At 37.8% G+C, this 20,451-nt stretch carries 11 protein-coding genes; 5 read left to right on the plus strand and 6 right to left on the minus strand.

The features are described 5' to 3' along the window. Position 1 precedes the first annotated feature (1 nt). Positions 2-784, minus strand: coding sequence for a bifunctional demethylmenaquinone methyltransferase/2-methoxy-6-polyprenyl-1,4-benzoquinol methylase UbiE (gene ubiE, locus BN67_RS05280; RefSeq protein WP_019223102.1), 783 nt, complete (start codon positions 782-784; stop codon positions 2-4). A 113-nt stretch (positions 785-897) separates the two neighbouring features. Then, the gene (gene gyrB / locus BN67_RS05285; protein WP_019223103.1) at positions 898-3,330 is read right to left on the minus strand and encodes a DNA topoisomerase (ATP-hydrolyzing) subunit B; all 2,433 of its coding nucleotides are present in this window, start codon (positions 3,328-3,330) and stop codon (positions 898-900) included. 1,411 nt (positions 3,331-4,741) lie between these two features. Between gyrB and BN67_RS05300 the strand changes: the two genes are divergently transcribed. Further along, complete coding sequence (locus BN67_RS05300; RefSeq protein WP_019223106.1) at positions 4,742-5,614, plus strand: transporter substrate-binding domain-containing protein; 873 nt, start codon at positions 4,742-4,744, stop codon at positions 5,612-5,614. 4 nt (positions 5,615-5,618) lie between these two features. Here the strand turns inward: BN67_RS05300 and BN67_RS05305 are convergent, their stop codons facing one another. Then, on the minus strand, positions 5,619-7,151 hold the full coding sequence (locus BN67_RS05305) for a YifB family Mg chelatase-like AAA ATPase (RefSeq protein WP_026088185.1): 1,533 nt from the start codon (positions 7,149-7,151) through the stop codon (positions 5,619-5,621). A gap of 429 nt (positions 7,152-7,580) precedes the next feature. Between BN67_RS05305 and BN67_RS05315 the strand changes: the two genes are divergently transcribed. The 3 genes from BN67_RS05315 to BN67_RS05325 all read left to right on the plus strand — a co-directional run bounded on the left by BN67_RS05315 (position 7,581) and on the right by BN67_RS05325 (position 15,455). Further along, entirely contained in the window at positions 7,581-9,554 is a 1,974-nt protein-coding gene (locus tag BN67_RS05315; protein ID WP_026088186.1) for an autotransporter assembly complex protein TamA, read from the plus strand. After that, on the plus strand, positions 9,554-14,206 hold the full coding sequence (locus tag BN67_RS05320) for a translocation/assembly module TamB domain-containing protein (RefSeq protein WP_019223110.1): 4,653 nt from the start codon (positions 9,554-9,556) through the stop codon (positions 14,204-14,206). Before BN67_RS05315 ends, BN67_RS05320 begins: the two co-directional genes overlap by 1 nt. A 691-nt stretch (positions 14,207-14,897) precedes the next feature. After that, complete coding sequence (locus tag BN67_RS05325; protein ID WP_019223111.1) at positions 14,898-15,455, plus strand: GNAT family N-acetyltransferase; 558 nt, start codon at positions 14,898-14,900, stop codon at positions 15,453-15,455. A 1,145-nt stretch (positions 15,456-16,600) separates the two neighbouring features. On the opposite strand, the gene dapE is transcribed toward BN67_RS05325, so the two are convergent. From dapE to BN67_RS05340, 3 genes are all read right to left on the minus strand, one after another. Beyond that, positions 16,601-17,773 (minus strand): succinyl-diaminopimelate desuccinylase, encoded by a 1,173-nt coding sequence (gene dapE / locus BN67_RS05330; protein WP_019223112.1) that lies wholly within the window; start codon positions 17,771-17,773, stop codon positions 16,601-16,603. Positions 17,774-17,987: 214 nt separating this feature from the next. Then, a complete protein-coding gene (locus tag BN67_RS05335) occupies positions 17,988-18,728 on the minus strand; it encodes a M48 family metallopeptidase (protein WP_019223113.1) in 741 nt (246 codons plus the stop codon). A gap of 34 nt (positions 18,729-18,762) precedes the next feature. Next, positions 18,763-19,542, minus strand: a complete 780-nt coding sequence (locus tag BN67_RS05340; protein ID WP_019223114.1) for an alpha/beta hydrolase — start codon at positions 19,540-19,542, stop codon at positions 18,763-18,765. A gap of 192 nt (positions 19,543-19,734) precedes the next feature. Here BN67_RS05340 and infC point away from each other — a divergent pair, with 192 nt between their 5' ends. Continuing rightward, positions 19,735-20,253 (plus strand): translation initiation factor IF-3, encoded by a 519-nt coding sequence (gene infC / locus BN67_RS05345; protein ID WP_019223115.1) that lies wholly within the window; start codon positions 19,735-19,737, stop codon positions 20,251-20,253. Positions 20,254-20,451 lie beyond the last annotated feature (198 nt).

Raw genomic sequence — 20,451 nt, forward strand, 5'->3', positions numbered from 1 at the left:
TTTAAATTTTCCAACCTGAATGCAATGCTGCAATCGCACCCGTGAGATTGCGATACGATACCCGTGAAAAATCTGCATGGCTGATCATATGGGAAAAATCATTTTGCTTAGGAAATTTTCGAATAGATTCAACTAAATAACGATAAGCATCACCATCATTTGCAATGATTTGGCCAAGTGTTGGTATAGCATGGAAAGACCAAAGGTCATAAAGTTTATCAAGCAAAGGCATTTCAACATTTGAAAACTCTAGACATAAGAAACGCCCCCCTGGTTTTAAAACACGAAAAGCTTCGCTAAGGGCTTTGTTGATATGGGGGACATTGCGGATTCCAAAAGCAATCGTATAAGCGTCAAAGCTTTGGTCTTCAAAGGGCAGGTTTTCTGCATTGGCTTCAACAAAATCGATCAGAGGAGCAAGACCGTTTTTTTGTGCACGTTTTTTACCGACACTCAGCATTGAGCCATTAATATCAAGAACTGTAGCATGGGCTTTTTGACGTGAAGCATTGAGAATACGGAAAGCGATATCACCAGTACCACCGGCGACATCAAGGACTTTCCAATTAGGACGAACTGGTGGGGAAAGCCATGCAACCATAGAACTTTTCCACACACGATGTAGACCGAATGATAAAATATCATTCATCTTATCATAGTTTTCGGCGACAGAATGAAATACACCATCAACCATAGATTGTTTTTGTGTTTCATCAACTTTCCGAAAGCCAAAGGAGCTCTCCATACCACCTTTGGCTCCGACGCGTTCTGTTTCAGATGCCATGGACATGACCTTCCTTATTTTTTTATCGTAGATGAAGTATAGAAGGAATGCTCAAATACGAAAAAATAACGTATAAAACCACAACGTTTATACAGACAGAAACAAAAATACCTTTAGATATCAAGATTGGCAACGCTTAAGGCATTGTCTTGAATAAAAATTCGCCGAGGTTCTACTTCATCACCCATTAAACGAGAAAAGAGCGAATCTGCATTGGTTGCGTCATTGATTTTAACTTGTAAAAGGGCACGTGCATCAGGATTAAGAGTTGTTTCCCAAAGCTGTTCAGCATTCATTTCTCCAAGACCTTTATAACGTTGGAGAGTGAGGCCTTTTTTACCACTCGTAAAAATGCTTTCTAAGAGGCTCATAGGTCCAAAAATGCGCTCTGATTTATCTTTACGGTGTAGGAGTGGTGGAGGACTATATATTTCTACGAAACTTTTGGAAATGCGATCAATTTGGCGCGCATCAACAGAATTGATAAGTCCTGCATCTAGGGTAATCACATCTTTCACTCCGCGTAAAATACGTTCAAAATGCAAATTTCCATCTGATGTATACCGACCGCTCCATCCACGCTCTATATCATCAGCGATAAGGTCGAGACGGTTTGCTACTTTATTTGCTGTTTCTTGAGCCTTTTCTTGTGTTGAAAGTGATTCAGAATCAAAAATACCGGCAATAGCTGCTTGCTCAACAACCGTGCGGTCATAGCGTGTGTGAAGACCATTTAAAAGTTGGCGCAACATACGAGCGTCTTCGGTAAGTTGACGCAAATCAGCACCTGCACGAATTTCTCCTGTTGAGAGCTCTAGCCTTGTTTCTTCTAGACCAGCATCAATGAGAAATTCTTCAAATGCGGTTTCATTTTTAATATATTGCGATGATTTACCACGTGTCACTTTGTAAAGGGGTGGTTGAGCAATATAGAGATGACCGCGTTCAATCAGTTCGGGCATTTGTCTAAAAAAGAATGTAAGAAGAAGGGTGCGAATATGTGCACCATCCACGTCTGCGTCTGTCATAATGATAATTTTATGATAACGCAATTTATCTGGTGAAAACTCATCTTTACCAATGGAAGTTCCAAGAGCAGTGATAAGTGTTCCAATCATATCGGATGAGAGCATTCGGTCAAATCGTGCTCGTTCGACATTGAGAATTTTACCACGTAAGGGTAAAATCGCTTGATTTTGACGTGAACGCCCACTTTTTGCTGAACCACCAGCCGAATCCCCCTCAACAATAAAGATTTCTGATTTTGTTGGATCTCGTTCTTGGCAATCAGCAAGTTTTCCCGGAAGAGAAGTAATATCAAGAGCCCCTTTTCTTCTTGTGAGCTCACGCGCTTTGCGTGCTGCTTCACGTGCTGTGGCAGCTTCTACAACTTTACTGATAAGAAGCTTTGCTTCATTGGGATGTTCTTCTAGCCATACTGAAAGACCTTCATTGACCAAATTTTCAACGATAGGGCGTACTTCAGAAGAAACCAATTTATCCTTTGTTTGTGAAGAAAATTTAGGATCGGGAACTTTGACGGAAAGAATAGCTGTGAGCCCTTCACGACAGTCATCACCAGTTAAGTTAACTTTTTCTTTTTTGGCAATTCCTGAAGATTCAGCATAGCCATTGATCTGGCGTGTCAGGGCACTGCGGAAACCAACCAAGTGGGTTCCACCATCACGCTGAGGAATATTATTCGTGAAACACAAGACTTTTTCATGATAGGAATCATTCCACCACAAGGCAACATCAACACTCATACCATCCTTTTCATTTGCAATGTAAATAGGACTATCAAGAAGCGCTTTTTTTGTTTGGTCAATGTATTTGACAAATTCAATGAGCCCACCCTCATAATGCAATTCGACGGATTTGATATCAGCATGGCGTTCATCAACAAGAAGAATATGAATACCAGAATTTAAAAAAGCGAGCTCTCGCAAACGACGTTCTAAAGTTTCAAAATCAAATTTCACCATAGTAAAGGTTTCAGAACTTGGTAAAAATCTGATTTCTGTTCCACTTTCTGTACCGCAATCACCAACAATTTTGAGCGGAAAGTCAGTTACCCCGTTGGTGAATGATGTTTCGTGAATTTTACCATTGCGCTTGATTTGCAGCTTGAGCCAAACCGATAATGCATTAACAACGGAAACACCAACACCATGTAACCCGCCTGAAACTTTATAAGAGTTTTGATCAAACTTTCCACCTGCGTGAAGTTGCGTCATGATCACTTCAGCGGCAGAAATACCTTCTGTTGGGTGAATATCTGTTGGGATTCCACGTCCATTATCGCGAACAGAGCAAGAACCATCAGCATGGAGTGTAACATTTACAAGAGTCGCATGACCGGCTAAAGCTTCGTCAATAGCATTATCTACAACCTCATAGACCATATGGTGCAAGCCTGAACCATCATCTGTATCACCGATATACATGCCAGGACGTTTACGCACAGCATCAAGACCTTTGAGAACTTTGATAGAAGAAGCGCCATAGTCATCATGCTGTGTTGGTGAAGTTATTTCATCACTCATAAGTTAATCCATTTCTGCGTTCAATTTGCAATATTTTATCAATTTTTCTGGAACTTAATATTCTCACCCATTATTTATGGAATAACCATGTTAGACATTTACCGTATATCAGATCCATATTCAATATCTGTCGATATATAATAGACAGAAGGTCGATATATTACACAATTACAGGAATGGTTTTTAAAGATACAAACGGCATGGTGCCGTTATACCCACATTTTGTACACAGAGAAGCACTTAATGTATGCAGAGAAGTACTGAAGAGCATATTTCTCATGTAAGAAATGAGTCTGATCAACATTTATTTCTACAATTGAGAATATTTGAGGGAGTATGAGAATTTTTTGCGCTTTTACAATGATGCAAGAACAACATATTATAAGAATTTTCATGATAATGGAGGAAATCCATTTTTGTGTTTTTTGAACCTTTTTGTGAAATATATGAGCTTATTTCATAAATGGTGACATATGTTTGATGGATTCTTGTCATAATGCTTTAAAACCAGCAACGTGCTTTTGCATGATACTTTTTGAGGTTCACGAATGATTTTGATGAAATTTGATAGCAACATTAAAGATGTACGTCATTTCTAGCAGAAAAATCAGTACACATTTCCTTTAAAATTAATTTTTTCTTGGTTGAAAAAACTACAACATATTGATTTGTAATGATAATTTGTTGTTGTTGAGTTTGAATCATAACCCCAAATATTGTAAGTTCTCTCCTCAAACTTCTTTATGTTAAATCAATTTTATTCTCTTGGCTTTACACTATCAGCGGGATTGGCGTGAGGAGTAAAAATGAGCGAAAAAAGGAGGAAAAATGCCTCTCATGAAGCGCCTTCGTGCAAGGACTGTCGCAATCTTATAAGTTAGTCAATATACCATGAACTTGTAAATAGAATAATGGTACCGGCTTATACCTTTATAAACGTGAAGATGGTGGTGCGTAATGGATTTATTGTTATATAATTCATCCACATCGCTGCGAAATGAGCTTAGGAACCCTGAGATATGTCTCTTTAAAACAAGCCTGTGAACATGCAACGTGGGTGGTGTTTTGTTTTACGTGAGGGTCATGAGCTTCCATGAAAAAATAACACGAGCAATGTTTTTGATTGAGCAAAGATTTTTAGAAAAAACAAGAGAGGCAATTTTATTGACACCCCACGCTAAAGGAATCATTTTTTCAAAAATGATTTTTTGTGTATTGGTATGAGGGATTTGGTATCAAAATTCTAACACTTTCATAGGTTTTAAAAACTCTATAGCAACTGTTAAGTTTTTAGATATTTCAAAGGGGCGCAAAAATTTAATTCATTCAAGTAGCAGATATTTCCGTTAAGTGCGTTAGATATGATGGCTGAGAAGAATGATATTTTGGCTTTGAAAAATGGGGGAAAATTTTGACAGTCAGGAAATCTGTAACTAAATTCATTACTTTTATTGCAACCTTATTTTTAGCATGGAGCTTTCTGTCCTTCTCTTTCACAGAAGCCGAAACGGTTGGAAAGTTGCCTTCTTTTTTTTATTCATATAAACATTTGGTAAGACCGAATACAGAGGATCTCATTCGATTGCGTTTTGTGACAACTTTTGATTTTCCTCCTTTTAACTTTCTTGATCAAACAGGGTATCTTGCAGGCTATAATGTCGATTTATTACGGGCTATTTGCTCAAAATTAAACCTTCAAAAACGCTGTGAAGTAGAAGTTGTTCCTTGGGAAGAGCTTGTAAGTCATGTCAAAGATGGTGGTGCAGAAGTGATTATTGCAGGTTTAAAAGAAACAATGAAAACGTACCAAGATATTGTTTTTACAAAATCCTATCTGCGTTTTCCGGCTCGATTTGTTGCCTCTCAATTTGTAAAATTTGATGCTCCCATAAATGATAAACTGGAACATTTAAGAACTGGGTTATTGTTGAAGAGTGCACATAAAAAGCTCTTTCAGAGTTATTTTCCTGAAGCTCAATGGCAAGGATTTAAGGATAGGACAACGCTCTATCAAGCGCTACGAGATCATAAAATTGATTTGATTTTTGATGATGGATTTGCTTTATCCTTATGGTTAAATAGTCAAAAATCCAAAGATTGCTGCCATTTTGTTGGAGGGGCATATATGGCTCCACAATTATTGGGACAAGGAATGCGGCTTGCTGTTGCAAAAAAGAACGAAAAATTAATTGATATCCTCAATTATGCCCTGAAATCTTTAGAAGACGATGGCAAACTTGCAGAACTTTATTTGCGTTATTTTCCGATTAGTTTTTATGAATAAGTTTTTAGGTAAGAGCCGTAAGTCTTTCAGTCCTCAGCCGATAGGAAATGGCTTCTGCAAGATGATGACGAGCAAGATAGTCTGCTTCCTCGAGATCAGCAATAGTGCGTGCAACTTTGAGAATGCGGTGATAGGCGCGTGCAGAAAGGTGCATTTTTTCACTCACATCTTGTAAGAGTTTAGCAGCGCTTTTGTCTGGAATGGCAATTTGTTCAATAATTTTAGCAGGACAATCACCGTTTGTGCGAATATGGCTAAGATTCAGTTTTGTAAAACGTTTGGCTTGAATGGCACGACACCGTGCAACACGTTTTGCGACATCACAACTTTTTTCTGATTGTTCTGATTGCATAAGATCCATAGCTGTTAAAGCAGGAACGTCGATTCGTAAGTCAATTCGGTCAAGTAGAGGACCAGAAATACGGGATTGATAGTCGATTTGACAGCGTATTCCTTTAGCGCAAACATAACCTTTTTCTCCTGCCATGCCGCATCGACAAGGGTTCATAGCAGCAATGAGTTGGATGCGAGCAGGATAGCTGATATGGTGATTTGCACGGGCAATAACACATTCACCACTCTCTAAAGGTTGACGAAGGGAATCAAGAACTTGAGGGGAAAATTCAGGCAATTCATCAAGAAAGAGAACGCCATTATGTGCGAGAGTGACTTCTCCTGGTCGTGCTTTAAGCCCACCACCGACCATTGCTGCCATGGAAGCGGAATGATGTGGAGCACGAAATGGGCAATGAAGAGAAAGACTCTTATGAACTGTTTCTCCTGTGATAGAAGCAATTAGAGAAACCTCCAAAAGCTCTCGACTATCAAGAGGCGGTAAAAGAGAAGGTAAGCGTTGAGCTAACATAGATTTGCCTGCGCCAGGGGGCCCCACAAACAAAAGGTTATGCCGCCCAGCTGCGCAAACCTCTAATGCACGTTTGGCGGTTTTTTGTCCTTTAATTTCGCAAAGATCTGGAAGTTCAGTTTGAAGAGTATATTGGCGTGGTTGTGGACGCTTTTGAATTTGAGTTCCTTTAAAATGATTAACTATTGTGAGAAGAGATTCGGGAGCAAGAATATTCATTTCCGCATTTGCCCATGCTGCTTCAGGTCCGCATGGATGAGGGCAAATAAGTCCTTTATCGAGTGATAAAGCCGTTATTGCAGTTGGTAAAACACCATTAACAGCTGTAATAGAACCATCAAGTGATAATTCGCCTAAAATGACATAGTCTTGTGCTACTTCGGGAGGAAGAATGCCCATAGTAAGCATTAAGCCTACAGCAATTGGCAAATCATAATGTGACCCTTCTTTTGGTAAATCAGCAGGTGCAAGATTAATGGTAACGCGTTTATTAGGCATGGAAAGCCCACAAGCATGAAGAGCAGCTTGCACACGCTCACGGCTTTCTGCGATTGCCTTATCGGCTAATCCAACAATAGCCATTCCTATTTTACCAGCAGAAATCATAACCTGTACATCGACAGGTATTGCTTCTAGACCGCGAAAAGCAACAGTTGTGACATGCGCGATCATTTGCTTATTGCTCCCCCCCCCTTTTGACTTGAAAGAGACAATCATATTTGTTCATAAAAATCAAGAAGTGTCTCTATGGTTTTTAGAAGTGAGAGATCTATATAGATGTGCAGGATTTTTTCGTGCAATATGGAATGATTTTGTTCTCGTAAAAGAGTTCTTTGCATAAATTTAACTATGATTATATGCCATCAAACAAAACACTTATAATGCAGCAAACGAATATGCTAGGAAAAATAAAGAGCAAGATGATTTATATGAACACAGAAATGCAAAATACCGTAAATATTAAGGGGAGGATGATATTATATTTCGCAAGAAAAGCTATTCTTTAATGTAATAAAATATGTGAAATATCTGTCGTAGATATACTTATTTTTCTTGTTTGGTATTATTTTGAGTAAAACTGTATTGAAGGTAGCTGATTTTATGGTATACCAGATGGGATTTTTGTTAAAATCAGGAACCATGCGTAGTATATTCATAAGTTTATGCTTCATTTTTATTTTTTCGCAGCCACTTGCAGCATTTGAGCTTTTTGGTATCTCTCTCTTTGGTCAAAAGAAAATAAACTCTTCTCCTCATAATATCAATAGCACAGAGAAATTTTATAAAATTGATGTCGTTGCCCCGCCCGGAACGCCATCAGAAGGTGTTAAAATAGTAAAGAAAGTATCTTCTCTCGTTGCTGATCAAGACAAAGCCGTATCCAGTTCTTCTGGTTTGTTAGCGAAAGCCCGTTCAGATTATCGCGTTATTCTTTCTGCCCTTTATGCTAATGGACGTTATGGCGGTGTTATTAGTATTAAAATTAATGGGTTAGAAGTTGCTGATTTAAGTCCGGTAACGCAACTCCCGGCACAGTCCCATATCGTCATTACAATTGATGCAGGCCCACAATATGTTTTGAGCGTGGCAAGTATCAATAAAGTTGCTCCAATGGCAAAATCTAAAGTCCATAAAATGCCTACAATTGAAAAATTAGGTTATAAGGTCGGAGCTATTGCCAAATCTGAAACCATTCTGAAAGCAGAAAGATGGGTGATTGAAGGATGGCGTCAACAAGGTTATGCAAAAGCCAAAATTATGAAGAGTGAGGTTGTTGCTGATCATGCAGCACGTCTTATTGATGCACGAATCGCTGTTTATCCTGGACAAGAAGCTTATTATGGTTCTTTAAGTGTACGTAATATTAGTAAGAAACCACGTGTAGACTCAGATTATATTGCGTGGATGACAGGATTAAAGCCGGGACAAAAATATAGTTCTGATGCATTGGCAAAAGCAAGTGAACGACTTGCACGACTGAATGTTTTTCGTGCTGTGGATATACGTGAAGCGCATACAATTAATCCTGATGGGAGTTTACCGCTTACGCTTGTTGTAGAAGAACGTAAACCACGCCGTTTCGGTGTAGGTGGTAGTTATTCAACGCTCGATGGTGCTGGTTTTGAAGCTTATTGGATGCATAACAATCTTTTTGGCCACGCAGAGCATCTTAAAATCGAAACGAAAATAAGCGGCATTGGCAGCAATAAAAGCAATAAAAAAGAGTCGTATAACATGAAAAATTTTAATTATCTGTTCGGCGGCACATTTATAAAACCTGGTGTATTCACTCCCGATACCAATTTTAGAACTGAACTCAAAATACAACAAGATGTCTTAGATAATTATATGACAAAAGCCATTAAAGGAAAGTTTGGTATAGAGCATATTTTTAATAATAATTTATCGGGACAGATTGCTATAGAAGCATCTAATGGTTATTCGCGTGATATCTATTTTGGAAATCGTCATTTTACTACAATTGGGCTGCCCAGTAGTCTGATTTATGATAGTCGTAATAATAAGTTTAATGCGACAAAAGGCTTATATGGTGAAGTGGTTGTTGAACCTTTTTATGAAACACGCTCTCGTAATTTTGTGGCAAAAATAACCGTGGAAGGTCGTTCTTATCTGTCGTTGGATGAAAAGGATCGTATTGTTTTTGCAGCACGGGCAAAGCTTGGCACAATTCTTGGAAGTAATTCAGTACAAATACCTTCAGATATGCTCTTTTTTGCTGGTGGTGGTGGATCTGTTCGTGGTTATGCTTATCGCAACATTGGTGTTAAAACAAACAATGATGCTGTTATCGGGGGGCGGACACTTGTTGAGGGGGCGGCTGAATTGCGTTTTTCTTTAACCAATAAAATAGGGCTTGTCAGTTTTCTTGATGGAGGTTTCGTAGGGGAAAAGACAGATTTTGATTTTCCTCAAAAAGTGAAATGGGGAGCAGGGGTAGGAGGGCGCTATAAGACAAGTCTTGGGCCTTTACGTGTTGATTTAGCCTTTCCTCTTAAGCGAGAGAAAGGTGATCCTCGCATTGGTTTTTATGTTGGTATAGGGCAAGCGTTTTAATGAAAAAAAAAGTGCGTTTATCAGCTTTCTTATTTGTACTTTTGTTTCTTTTGGTGAGTGCTTTTGTTTTTGCACAAAGAAACAACTTATCTTTTCATGAGATGAAAACAGATAGCTCTTCATGGCTTGTTTCTTTGATTGAACACAAACTTTCAACACCGAATCGTCGTGTTCGTTTACATAATGTACAAGGGGCATTGTCTTCCCAAACATCAGTTGATACGATTACTGTCAGCGATAAAAAAGGGGTTTGGCTCAAAATTACCAATGCTAAAATGGATTGGAATCGTTTAGCATTGTTAAGAGGCCGCGTGGATATTAACCAAATTTCGGTGGGACAGGTTACATTTTTACGCAAACCACAAAGAAGCAGTTCTTTGCTTGCTACTTCTTTTGAGAAGGGGAAGTTTTCTTTACCAAAATTGCCACTTGCTCTTTCTATTAAAATGCTTACAGCTGAGCACGTGAGGTTTGAGGAAGAACCTTTTTGTTTTACTGCTGATGTATCCTTAAAAGGAAATTTGGTTTTAGCGCGTGGTGATTTTGATGTGAATATAGCAGCAAATCGTTTAGATGCACCAGGGTCTTTTTCTGTTTTAACAAAGATATCTCACGATAATCGTACGGCTCAGATTGACATTTCTGCTCATGAACCGCAAAACGGTATTTTAGCGAATATTTTTCATATCGAAAAACGTTCCGCATTAAACCTTGCCATTAAGGGTGAGGGTACTTTTAATGATTTGGTTGTCAGACTTTATTTGGAAGCGGATCACTTTCCTATTTTAGATGGTAATGTTATTTTTGCAAATGGAGCAGAAGGACATAGTTTTTCTACCCAATTAGTAGGGACACTTAGTCCTTTAATGCCTCCTCAATATCGTAGCCTCTTCGAATCGGATTTAACTTTGAAGGCACAGGCACGAATGACAAAAGAGGGTGTGACACACCTTGATCATATAGCGCTTCAGAATAAAGCAATAAATGTTATAGCCAATGCCCAAATAACAGCAGATGGATTTTTGCGGCAGCTTTTTGTTGATGGTAAAATAGCTCTTAATAAGGAAAGTGAATCTGCGCATTTACCGGCTTCGGAAGAATCAATGCGTTTCGATAACCTTGCTTTAAATATTGATTATGGGCGCGAAGGAAAACAATCCTGGAATGGAAGGCTTGTTGCACATCATGTGAGAAATAAAAATATTCATATTCGCGATGCAATCTTTGATATGGGGGGGGTGAGCGAAAATCTTGATAATGCAGCGTCTCGCCATGTCGGTATACAGATTAAGGGAACACTCAAAGGGATTGAAAAATGGGAAGGTCCATTGATAGAAGAATCAGGCGAAACAATTCATGTATATTTAGATACGGATATTTTTTCCAAAAATCCCGTTTTAATTCATGATTTTAGTCTTACGGGGAAAGGTTTTTCTGCTTGGTTAAAAGGCAAAATGGACCGCTTTATTTTTAAAGGTGATCTTGGTTTAAAAACTCAAACACTGATGCCTTTTAGTTTGTTGAGTAAACAAGCACTTTCCGGGAGTGCAGATATTAAAGCAAAAGGAACAATCGGTTTAATGAGTGGCATCTTTGATCTTGAGTTATCAGGGATGGCTGACAATATGAAGCTAGGTGTGGAGTCTTTTGATCGTTTCTTCAAAGGCAGTTTTACTCTTTCAGGTGGTGCTGCTTACGATACGAAAAATTTCATTTTGCAGCGTTTGAATTTGAAAAGCCAACACGCCAATATAAAGGCTGATGGGTATGTTTCAAGTGAGAGAGCTAAAATGGATTTCTATGCTCAATTATTTGATCTTTCCAAATTGGATCCGAGAATAAAAGGGGCACTTACGGTCCAAAGTACGGCTAGAGGGCATGGCGGTCTTATAAAGCTTAATACGCGTGCTCATGTTGCTGAAGCATTCTTAGTAGAGAAGAAACTACAAAACACAACACTCACAATGAAAACAGTGGTGGATAATACATCACTGATGACTTCTCTATCTGGCTTTATAAAAGGTGAAGGAACTTTTGCCAAGAAACCTTTATATCTCTATTCGTCTTTTAAAGACTCCAATCGGATTCGAAAACTTGAAAATATTGATATAAGAGGGGGAAATGCAAAAATAACCGGTGATCTTTCTCAAGCAGTTGGAGGTTTTGTAAAAGGCGCTTTACATATTAATGCTGATGATATCTCATCGCTTGCTGCATTATTTTTGCAGAAAGGCAGCGGAAAATTAAAAGGAGATTTTGTTTTTGATGAAGAAAAGGGCAAACAAAAGGCGCATCTCAAAGCGCATGTTGACCATTTAAATTTTGCAGAAAATACAATTAAAAAATTAGCAATAGAAGCAGATATCTTTGACCTTTTTGGTATGACTCAGTTTGAGGGTTTTATCAATGGAGAGCATATGCAAACACCTTTTATGGTAGTTAACCATTTCAAAGCTCGTGCACATAATAATAATGAAAAAACGGCTTTTACCGTTCAAGCAATGTTGCCTAAAAATGCAAATGTACAGTTTTCTGGGCATATGATTCCGGTGAAGGTTTCAAAAGGCGTAAAACGAGAAGTAAAAATTGAAACTATAGATATTAAACAGTCCAATTTTCATGCAACACTACCAAAACCAGCTATGGTTGTTTTTAATCAAGATGGAATAACAATAGATGAATTAGGGGTTGCAATTAATGGGGGAAGAGCTGTGCTTTCGGGAAGTGTGCAAGAGACCATTGACCTGCATTTCACAATGAATGCGCTTCCTGCTGCTTTAGTGAATTTATGGAAGCCTGATCTTGGAGCCACTGGTGTGGTAACAGGTCAGGTTATGGTTCGTGGCAATTTCAAAAAACCTGATGTGACTTATGATATAAAGGGGGAAAATCTTACAACTGTCGCTTTTCAAGAGAAACAAATAATGCCTTTTGCGCTCTCTGTTACAGGTAAAACGGTAGATCAAAATCTTACTTTAAACGCAAATTTAAAAGGTGATGGAGCACAAGCACGGGCACAGGGCAGTGTGGCTTTGGATAAAAGCAAACTTGATTTTCATGTTGATTTACAAAATTTGTCTGCTGATTTGATCAATAGTTTTATTGCAAGGCAAGCGCTTGCAGGAATGGTAGTAGGCAAAATCGATATTGGTGGGACAGTGAAAGATCCATCTGTTCATTTTGATCTTTCCAGTCAAAGCATGACTGCTATGACCCACAAAGGAGCTTTCTCAATAGATATGCGTGCCCGTGGTTCTTACAAAAAATCGACTTTTCATGTTGAAAATATAGTAGCAACAGGGGATAAAGGATTAAATCTCGCTATCGATGGGCCTATTTCTCTCAATGATTTAAATGCTAAATTAAATGTTAAAGGCACAATGCCCCTTGCTTTTGCTGATCTATTGTTGGCGAAGCGTGGTGCATATGTAACGGGTACAGCAAGAATTGATACGATACTAAAAGGTCATTTATCTCGACCACAGTTAACAGGGCAACTTTCTATAGATAATGGTAGTTTTTTTGATTCAAAAACAAATTTAGGATTGAACAATATAACAATTGTAGCTAAATTAAATGGCGATCACATTCTGATAGAAAAAGCTTCAGCGTCTTCATCAGAAGGGGGGGCAATTTCTGCTTCAGGTCGTATTCTCAATGATCTACAGTCAGATTTGGTTATCCATCTTGACCACGTCAATTATAATAATGGCTCTATGATTTTGGCAACATTGTCAGGGGATATGACAATGGTTGGTCATTTTTTGAATGATCTTGTTATTGGTGGGGATGTTACCGTTGAAAAAGCGGAAGTTTTGGTTCCTGATCACTTTCGAAATGCAAAATTTCTTGATATTAAGAATGAGAATTTAACCAAACCAATTCAAAAAACACTTGAACGTGCTGAGGTTAAAAGCACCAATCAACGTTCTGATGTTTCTCAAAAGCCTTCATCAACTGTACAGTTAAATATGCGTGTTACAGCACAAAATCAATTTTTTGTACGTGGACGAGGGTTAGATACGGAGCTAGGAGGGCGCATTAATCTAACGGGTCCATTAAATGATGCACATCCGGTTGGTGAGCTTAGGATGATTCGTGGACGTTTTGATATTCTTTCACGACACCTTAGTTTTGATCAAGGACAAGTGAGCTTTAGTGGTAATCTTAAACCTACAGTTTCTTTTGTGACAAGTTATAATAGTGGTGATATTCACGTTACTGTAACTGTAAGTGGAACGATTGATAATCTTGATATCAATTTTTCTTCACAACCAAATTTGCCACAAGATGAAATTTTAGCACGTTTGATTTTTAATCGCTCTCTTAATGAACTATCACCCTTTCAGATTGCTCAGCTTGTGACAGCAGCAGCTAATCTTGTAAATGATTCTAATACATCTTTATTGAATACTTTACGGACTAAAATTGGTCTTGATGATCTTGATGTTATTGTTGATGAAAAAGGAAATACGGGCTTACGGATTGGACGCTATATACATAATAACGTTTATTTAGGTTTTGAAGCAGGGTCGAATGGAGCGACGAAAGGAACAATTAATTTAGATATTTCGCGTCATCTTAAAGCGAAAGGCGCTATAGGGAACGAAAAGAATTCTAGTATTGGTATATTTTATGAAAAAGATTATTGAGGGTTCCTGTTTTTTATGTTCTCAATTTTCTTACACATTGACATATTGAGGCGATCAGAAACTTCATGAAAGAAGAGCTTTTTTATTAAATTTTGAGCAGCTAAGTCTGAAATATTAGGTTTCTTGTTTGCTATCGTCTCTTATAACGTCATATTTTTTACGAAAAACAGTATGTTATTGTGCTTTTCATTCATATTTGTGTGTATTTCTTGTTGCTTTCATTTATTTTACGGCGTTTTTTGGAAAGATTTATTATAAAAATGTAATAAATTCAGTACATTAAACGTATTCATTTTATATGAATCCGTTTGGGAGTCTACATTTTTATACATGATTCAAGTGCTTTCCTTTTATCAACAATTGCCATCTATGAACAAAGCATAAAAAGCAAATCATGATGCACATATTATAATGCATATGAGCATTCAAAAGCAGTAATCGTCCATAACAATTCATAACACGTTCTCATCAATAAATTCTATAGTCACTATAAGACGCAATCGTTTGAAATGATCCAATAACATAAATTGCATGGTTTTAAATCACATCTTAATACTTGAATTGTTCATGGACTTATAACGTTCTTCATAATAAAACGTTTCTGCCTGTGGAAATGACGATAGAATAAATGCATTCAGTTAAATCAGGAAAAAGCTTAAAATATGGGTGTTTTCAAGGAGGGATTTTTTAAATGAGGATTACCGACCTGCCTCATCACTTTGTTGTTGGTCGAAAAGTGAGATTATTGGTTCCCGATGTATCTTATTCGCAGGAAATGTATACTCTTCTATCAGAATTTTTAGATCTGCATTATGAGTTTCTTTTATGGGCAAATATGGAACATTCGATTGAATTATGTTCTAAAAATCTCGAAACTGCGACAAAAAATTTCTTGGAGGATAAAAATGAATATAGGTTTTTAATGGTAGAATCCCATTCAGATTGTCTTCTAGGGTGTATAAGTTTATTTATCAAAAACCCTAAAATTTCATTTTACGAAATAGGTTGTTGGATTTCAAACTTAGCAATGGGTGCAGGCATTGTTACAGAAGCTTGTATTTTGGTCAAAAATATTGCCTGTCATTATTTACACTGTAAACGATTAAAGATTCAAACGGTGCAAAGAAATACGCGTAACACCAATGTCGCTATTCGCGCAGGTTTTCAATTAGAAGCAAGATTGAAAAATCACTGTCTTGATGGCTTTGGTAGCATTGACGATACTTGCATATATACTTATCCAATATAGCGCATATTTATCAAAATCAAAGAGAAGAAAACCAGTTTTTGTCATTAATATATTGATATATAACGATAAATTAATCATTATTTATCTGGATATCGCAAGATTCTCTCATTTTTATGTTGAACCAATTTTTTCATTTGATTTTACACTATCAGCGGGATTGATGTGAAGATAAAATGAGTGAAAAAAGCAGGAAAAATGCTTCTTATGAACCGCCTTCATGCAAAGGTTGTCGCAACAGCATGCGCTGGTAAATAGGGTTTATTTTACTTAATGAGTTCTCTATGAGAGTGATAGGGGCTACCGCTTTATAAGCGAAAAGATGGTAGTGCTTAATGGCTTATCGTTATGCAATTCATAGAACGCCACCGTAAAATGGGCTTAGGAACACTGAGAGATATCTTTTTAAAACATACAGCATATTGATTTATAATGGTAATCTGCCGTTATTCATATTAAATTAAGAATCTCGAATATTGTAAAACTTTCTCATTTCAAGTTTGTTCATGATGAATATGAAGCAGCCGAAATCTTCTGCCTGCACATATCTTCTGCCTGCACATTATAAGCATGGTTGGCATGTGGGTAAAAACGTTTGAGTAAGGGATAAAAATCCTCTCAATGCAAAAACTATCGTAACACGATAAATTGGTAAACATACCATGAGTTGGTAAAAAAATGATGATGTTGATTTATACCTTCACAAACGTAAAGAGTGTAGTGCACAATGGTTTTACAGTATATCATTCACGGACAGCGTCGTGAAATAGGCTTGAAGACCTTGAGAAAAGTCTCTTTGAAGAAAGATTCCTCAACAAGCTTATTTTTCTAAAAAGCTTTTGGGAGCATTATAGAAATCTATCCTGCCCTTTAGATTTGTTGAAATACGAACCGTATGATAGCATTATAACAGGTAGAATTATTCTTATTGCTCATTGCCAATGTTGCTCATCACTCTCGAAACCGTTCATAAAGTCGTTTTTAGTCTTTCACGAATGATTTTTACCAACGTTTCAACGTCTATAAGGAATATTCCGACTCTTTTACATAAAACAACTTAAAATTAAGAAAATCTGCTGATCTTCAATAAGCTCAATGCAATATGCAAAAGAACAGATGATTTGCTTATTTTAAATTGTTTTGCTTTTTTATGCAAAAAAATCAACAATGAAACGTTCATAGATAGCCGTAAGAGTTTCCATTGCCTCAAGGGCTACACATTCATCAATCATATGCATAGTTTGTCCTGGTAAACCAAATTCAACAACTGGACAATAATCCTTAATAAACCTTGCGTCTGAAGTCCCTCCCGAAGTTGAGCATTCGGGTGTATTCCCTGTCACAGTTTTAATGGTATTTGATAAAGTTTTAACGAGTTTATCATTTTTCGTCAAAAAAACACCACCCAAACTTGGAATCCATTCCAATTGGTAATAGGGAAGTTGATCACCTTTGTCTTTTGGTTGCACCAAAGCAAGACGCTTTTCGATTTCTGCCATGAGTGTTTCTTTTGTCCAAAGATCGTTGTAACGTATGTTAAAACGGATGATTGTCTGTGCTGGAATAACATTTACAGCAGAATTCCCCGTATCAATGGTTGTTAATTCCAAATTACTTGGTTGAAAATTTTCTGTGCCTTGGTCTAAAGCCGTCTGTGTCAACGCTTGAATAAGCTTACTGACTAAAGGTAATGGATTGGCTGCCCGCTCGGGAAAAGCAACATGCCCTTGGCAACCTTGAACTGTAATAATACCAGACAGCGATCCTCGACGACCAATCTTGATCACATCACCAACAGATTTTACACTCGTTGGTTCTCCCACAAGAGCTGCAGTCCATTTTTCGCCTTTTTGTTTCGCCCATTTGAGAAGTTTTACCGTACCGTTCACAGCAGGGCCTTCTTCATCACCGGTAATTAGAAGACTTACTGTTCCTTTCATAGGCTGTTTTTCGAGAACGCGAGCAAGTGCTGCAATAAAACAAGCGATGCCGCCCTTCATATCAACGGCACCTCGCCCATACAGTTTTCCCTGATTTATGACAGCGTCAAAAGGAGGATAAGTCCAGTCTTCCAGAGCTCCTGGTGGCACAACATCTGTATGACCTGCAAACATAAGATGCGGACCTTCTTGCCCCATCTTAGCGTAGAGATTTTCAATGTCTTGTGTATTTTTATCTGAAAAAATAGGACGTTCAACATGGAACCCTATCTTAGTTAGAAACTGTTCTAAAACGGATAAGACACCTGCTTCATGCGGTGTAACAGAGGGACAGCGGATAAGCGTTTGTAATAATTCAATAGGATTTGTAAGGACAGTCATCAGCGCTCTTCCAATTTGAATTTAAGAACTCTTGAAGATTATTACGCTGAATTACACAAAAGATAAAGAAAAAACATTGAAGACACTCAGCAAATCAAGCAGGGGAAGACAATATTGCTGAGGCTTCAATGAACTCTTCATCCTGTGATGAAGCACATCTATAATGAAATGCTTCATAAAAAGTTCCGTGAAAGATTATTTTTTCGCGTTTTTTTCATGTTTCTAATTTATATGAATCAAAATTGATTTTCTGCAGCATACGACCATTTTTTTTCAACCAAGCGCGATGCGTTTGACTGTTAGGATAAAGTTTTTCACAAAGAGCCCAAAATCTTGGTCCATGATTCATTTCGATAAGGTGGGCAACTTCATGCGCAACGACATATTCAACAATTTCTTTTGGTGCCATAATAAGACGCCAAGAAAAAGAGAGGCGCCCTCTTATCGAGCAAGAACCCCAACGACTTTTCGTATCTTTATAACAAATTAATTTTACTTTACGTTCTACTTTATCTGCGTAATATTCCACAAGGGGCGTTATAATGGCGGCTGCCTGTTTTTTTAAAAGATCAGCAACGCGTCTTGGTAAATATTCTAATTGGCCATAAACGATAATGTGAGGCTCTTGGTCCTCACTTTCTGTCATAATTTCTGTGATTCCACGGCCTGCTTTATGCCTGATAGTATGCTTAACGCCCAATATAGGAATCGTTGCACCATCTTTGAGATAAGAACTTTCACAAAAATTTTGTACACGAGCAAGGTGCGCCTCAATCCAAGACCGGTGCTTCTCAACAAAATCTTGAACTGCACAAAGATTGACCTCTGGTGGTTTTGTCACGCAAATTCCTTGGCCGCTTGCTTCAATCCGTAAGATGAGACGACGCGCATACTTATTTTCCCGTACTCGCAGGGGGACAACGCGATTAGAAATCATAAAAGACTGTTCTGTCATACATTATGTCTTTAATTATCAGTAAATTTGATTTTTATTCTGCATTAATTTGGTCAATCAATGACTTCAATGCGGTTCTGAGACACTCCAAATCTTGCGGACGCGAAAAACTATGGTCTGCATCACGAACGAGTGTCAGTGTCACATCATGTAACGGCAAATGGTTCAGTAAAGTCAATGTGTGCTGATAAGGTATCTCCACATCTTCCATTCCTTGTAAAATATGAATTGGGCATCCAACATCAATGCATCCCGTCATAACACAGTTGTCTCTGCCATCTTCAATAAACGCTCTTGTAAAAGGAACGGGCTCCGTATAACTTATCTCAGATCGTTCAGGATATTCCGTTTCTTCTAAAATTTTCCACTGCTTCACACCCCTTCCTGATTCTATCAATGTTTTTGTAAAATCAGGCGCTGGGGCAATCAAAATCATGCCAGCAAGTCTCTTATTCTTCTGTGCTAGCAGCAGAGCAAGCTTTAAGGCAATCCACCCCCCCATAGAGGTCCCAATCAAAATTTGCGGCTCCTCACAATAAGCTTCAAAAACCGCTAAACTTTCCTGAACCCAACGTGAAACTGTCCCTTGAAAAAAATCACCCCCAGATTCTCCGTTACCAGAATAATCAAAACGCAAACAGGACAAATCATTCCTTTGAGCAAAATTATCAACGAAACTCGCCTTATCCCCTAACATATCAGAGAGATAACCAGGAAGCCAAACAACACCAAGAGAATTCTTGCCTTTGCGATAACGCACTGCAAGAGAAGTGCCTTCAAACGAAAAAAACTGACACGGAATATTTTGATCCATTATACTTTTCCCTTATAAAACACCCTTACTATACAAGGAAAATTTCTCTCTTCCAAATTAAATCTCAAAGTTATAAATCAAATATGAAAAAAGCACGAAACATAGTTGTTTTTTTGTATAGAATTGTATATTAAATTACGTTGTAGATTCATAAAAATCTAAGGAGCATTGACCATTCGCAAACCGTTTAAAATGACACCTACTCAGAAAGATGGACCACGCTCAAATCAAGATATTCGGGTTCCTCGTGTTCAACTTATTAATGATGAAGGGCAGCATCAGGGAATTGTTGCAATACAAGAAGCACTTGCTATGGCTGCAGATGCGGGGCTTGATTTGGTTGAAATTGTACCAAATGCAGAGCCACCTGTGTGTAAAATCATCGATTTGGGTAAATTAAAATATCAGACCCAAAAAAAAGCAGCTGAAACACGTAAAAAACAAAAGGTTATCGAAATCAAAGAGATTAAGATGCGTCCAAATGTTGATGTTCATGATTATGGTGTAAAGCTCAAGGCTATTCATCGCTTCATTGGCAATGGTGATAAGGTGAAAATTACTTTGCGCTTCCGGGGTCGTGAAATGGCACACCAAGATCTTGGATTAAAGCTTCTTCAGCGCGTTAAAGAAGACACAAGTGAAATTGCTAAAATTGAGTCTGAACCAAAACTTGAAGGCCGTCAGATGATGATGGTGATAGCAGCTAAATAATTCTTCCATTGGAATATTCTATGGAGTGCAACTCATCGAGAATGATGTGTATAAATATGATTTAAGAGTACCGCATAGGGTTGGTGCAGTGCTTTTAAATTATGTGTGCAGGCTTAACATCTATTATGGTTGCTATTTCTAATAAAGATGGGATTCCATGTTGAACGTTCCGTCTTTTCAGAATAAAAATATACAAGA

The organism is Bartonella rattaustraliani AUST/NH4 (assembly GCF_000312565.1).
Lineage (GTDB): Bacteria > Pseudomonadota > Alphaproteobacteria > Rhizobiales > Rhizobiaceae > Bartonella > Bartonella rattaustraliani.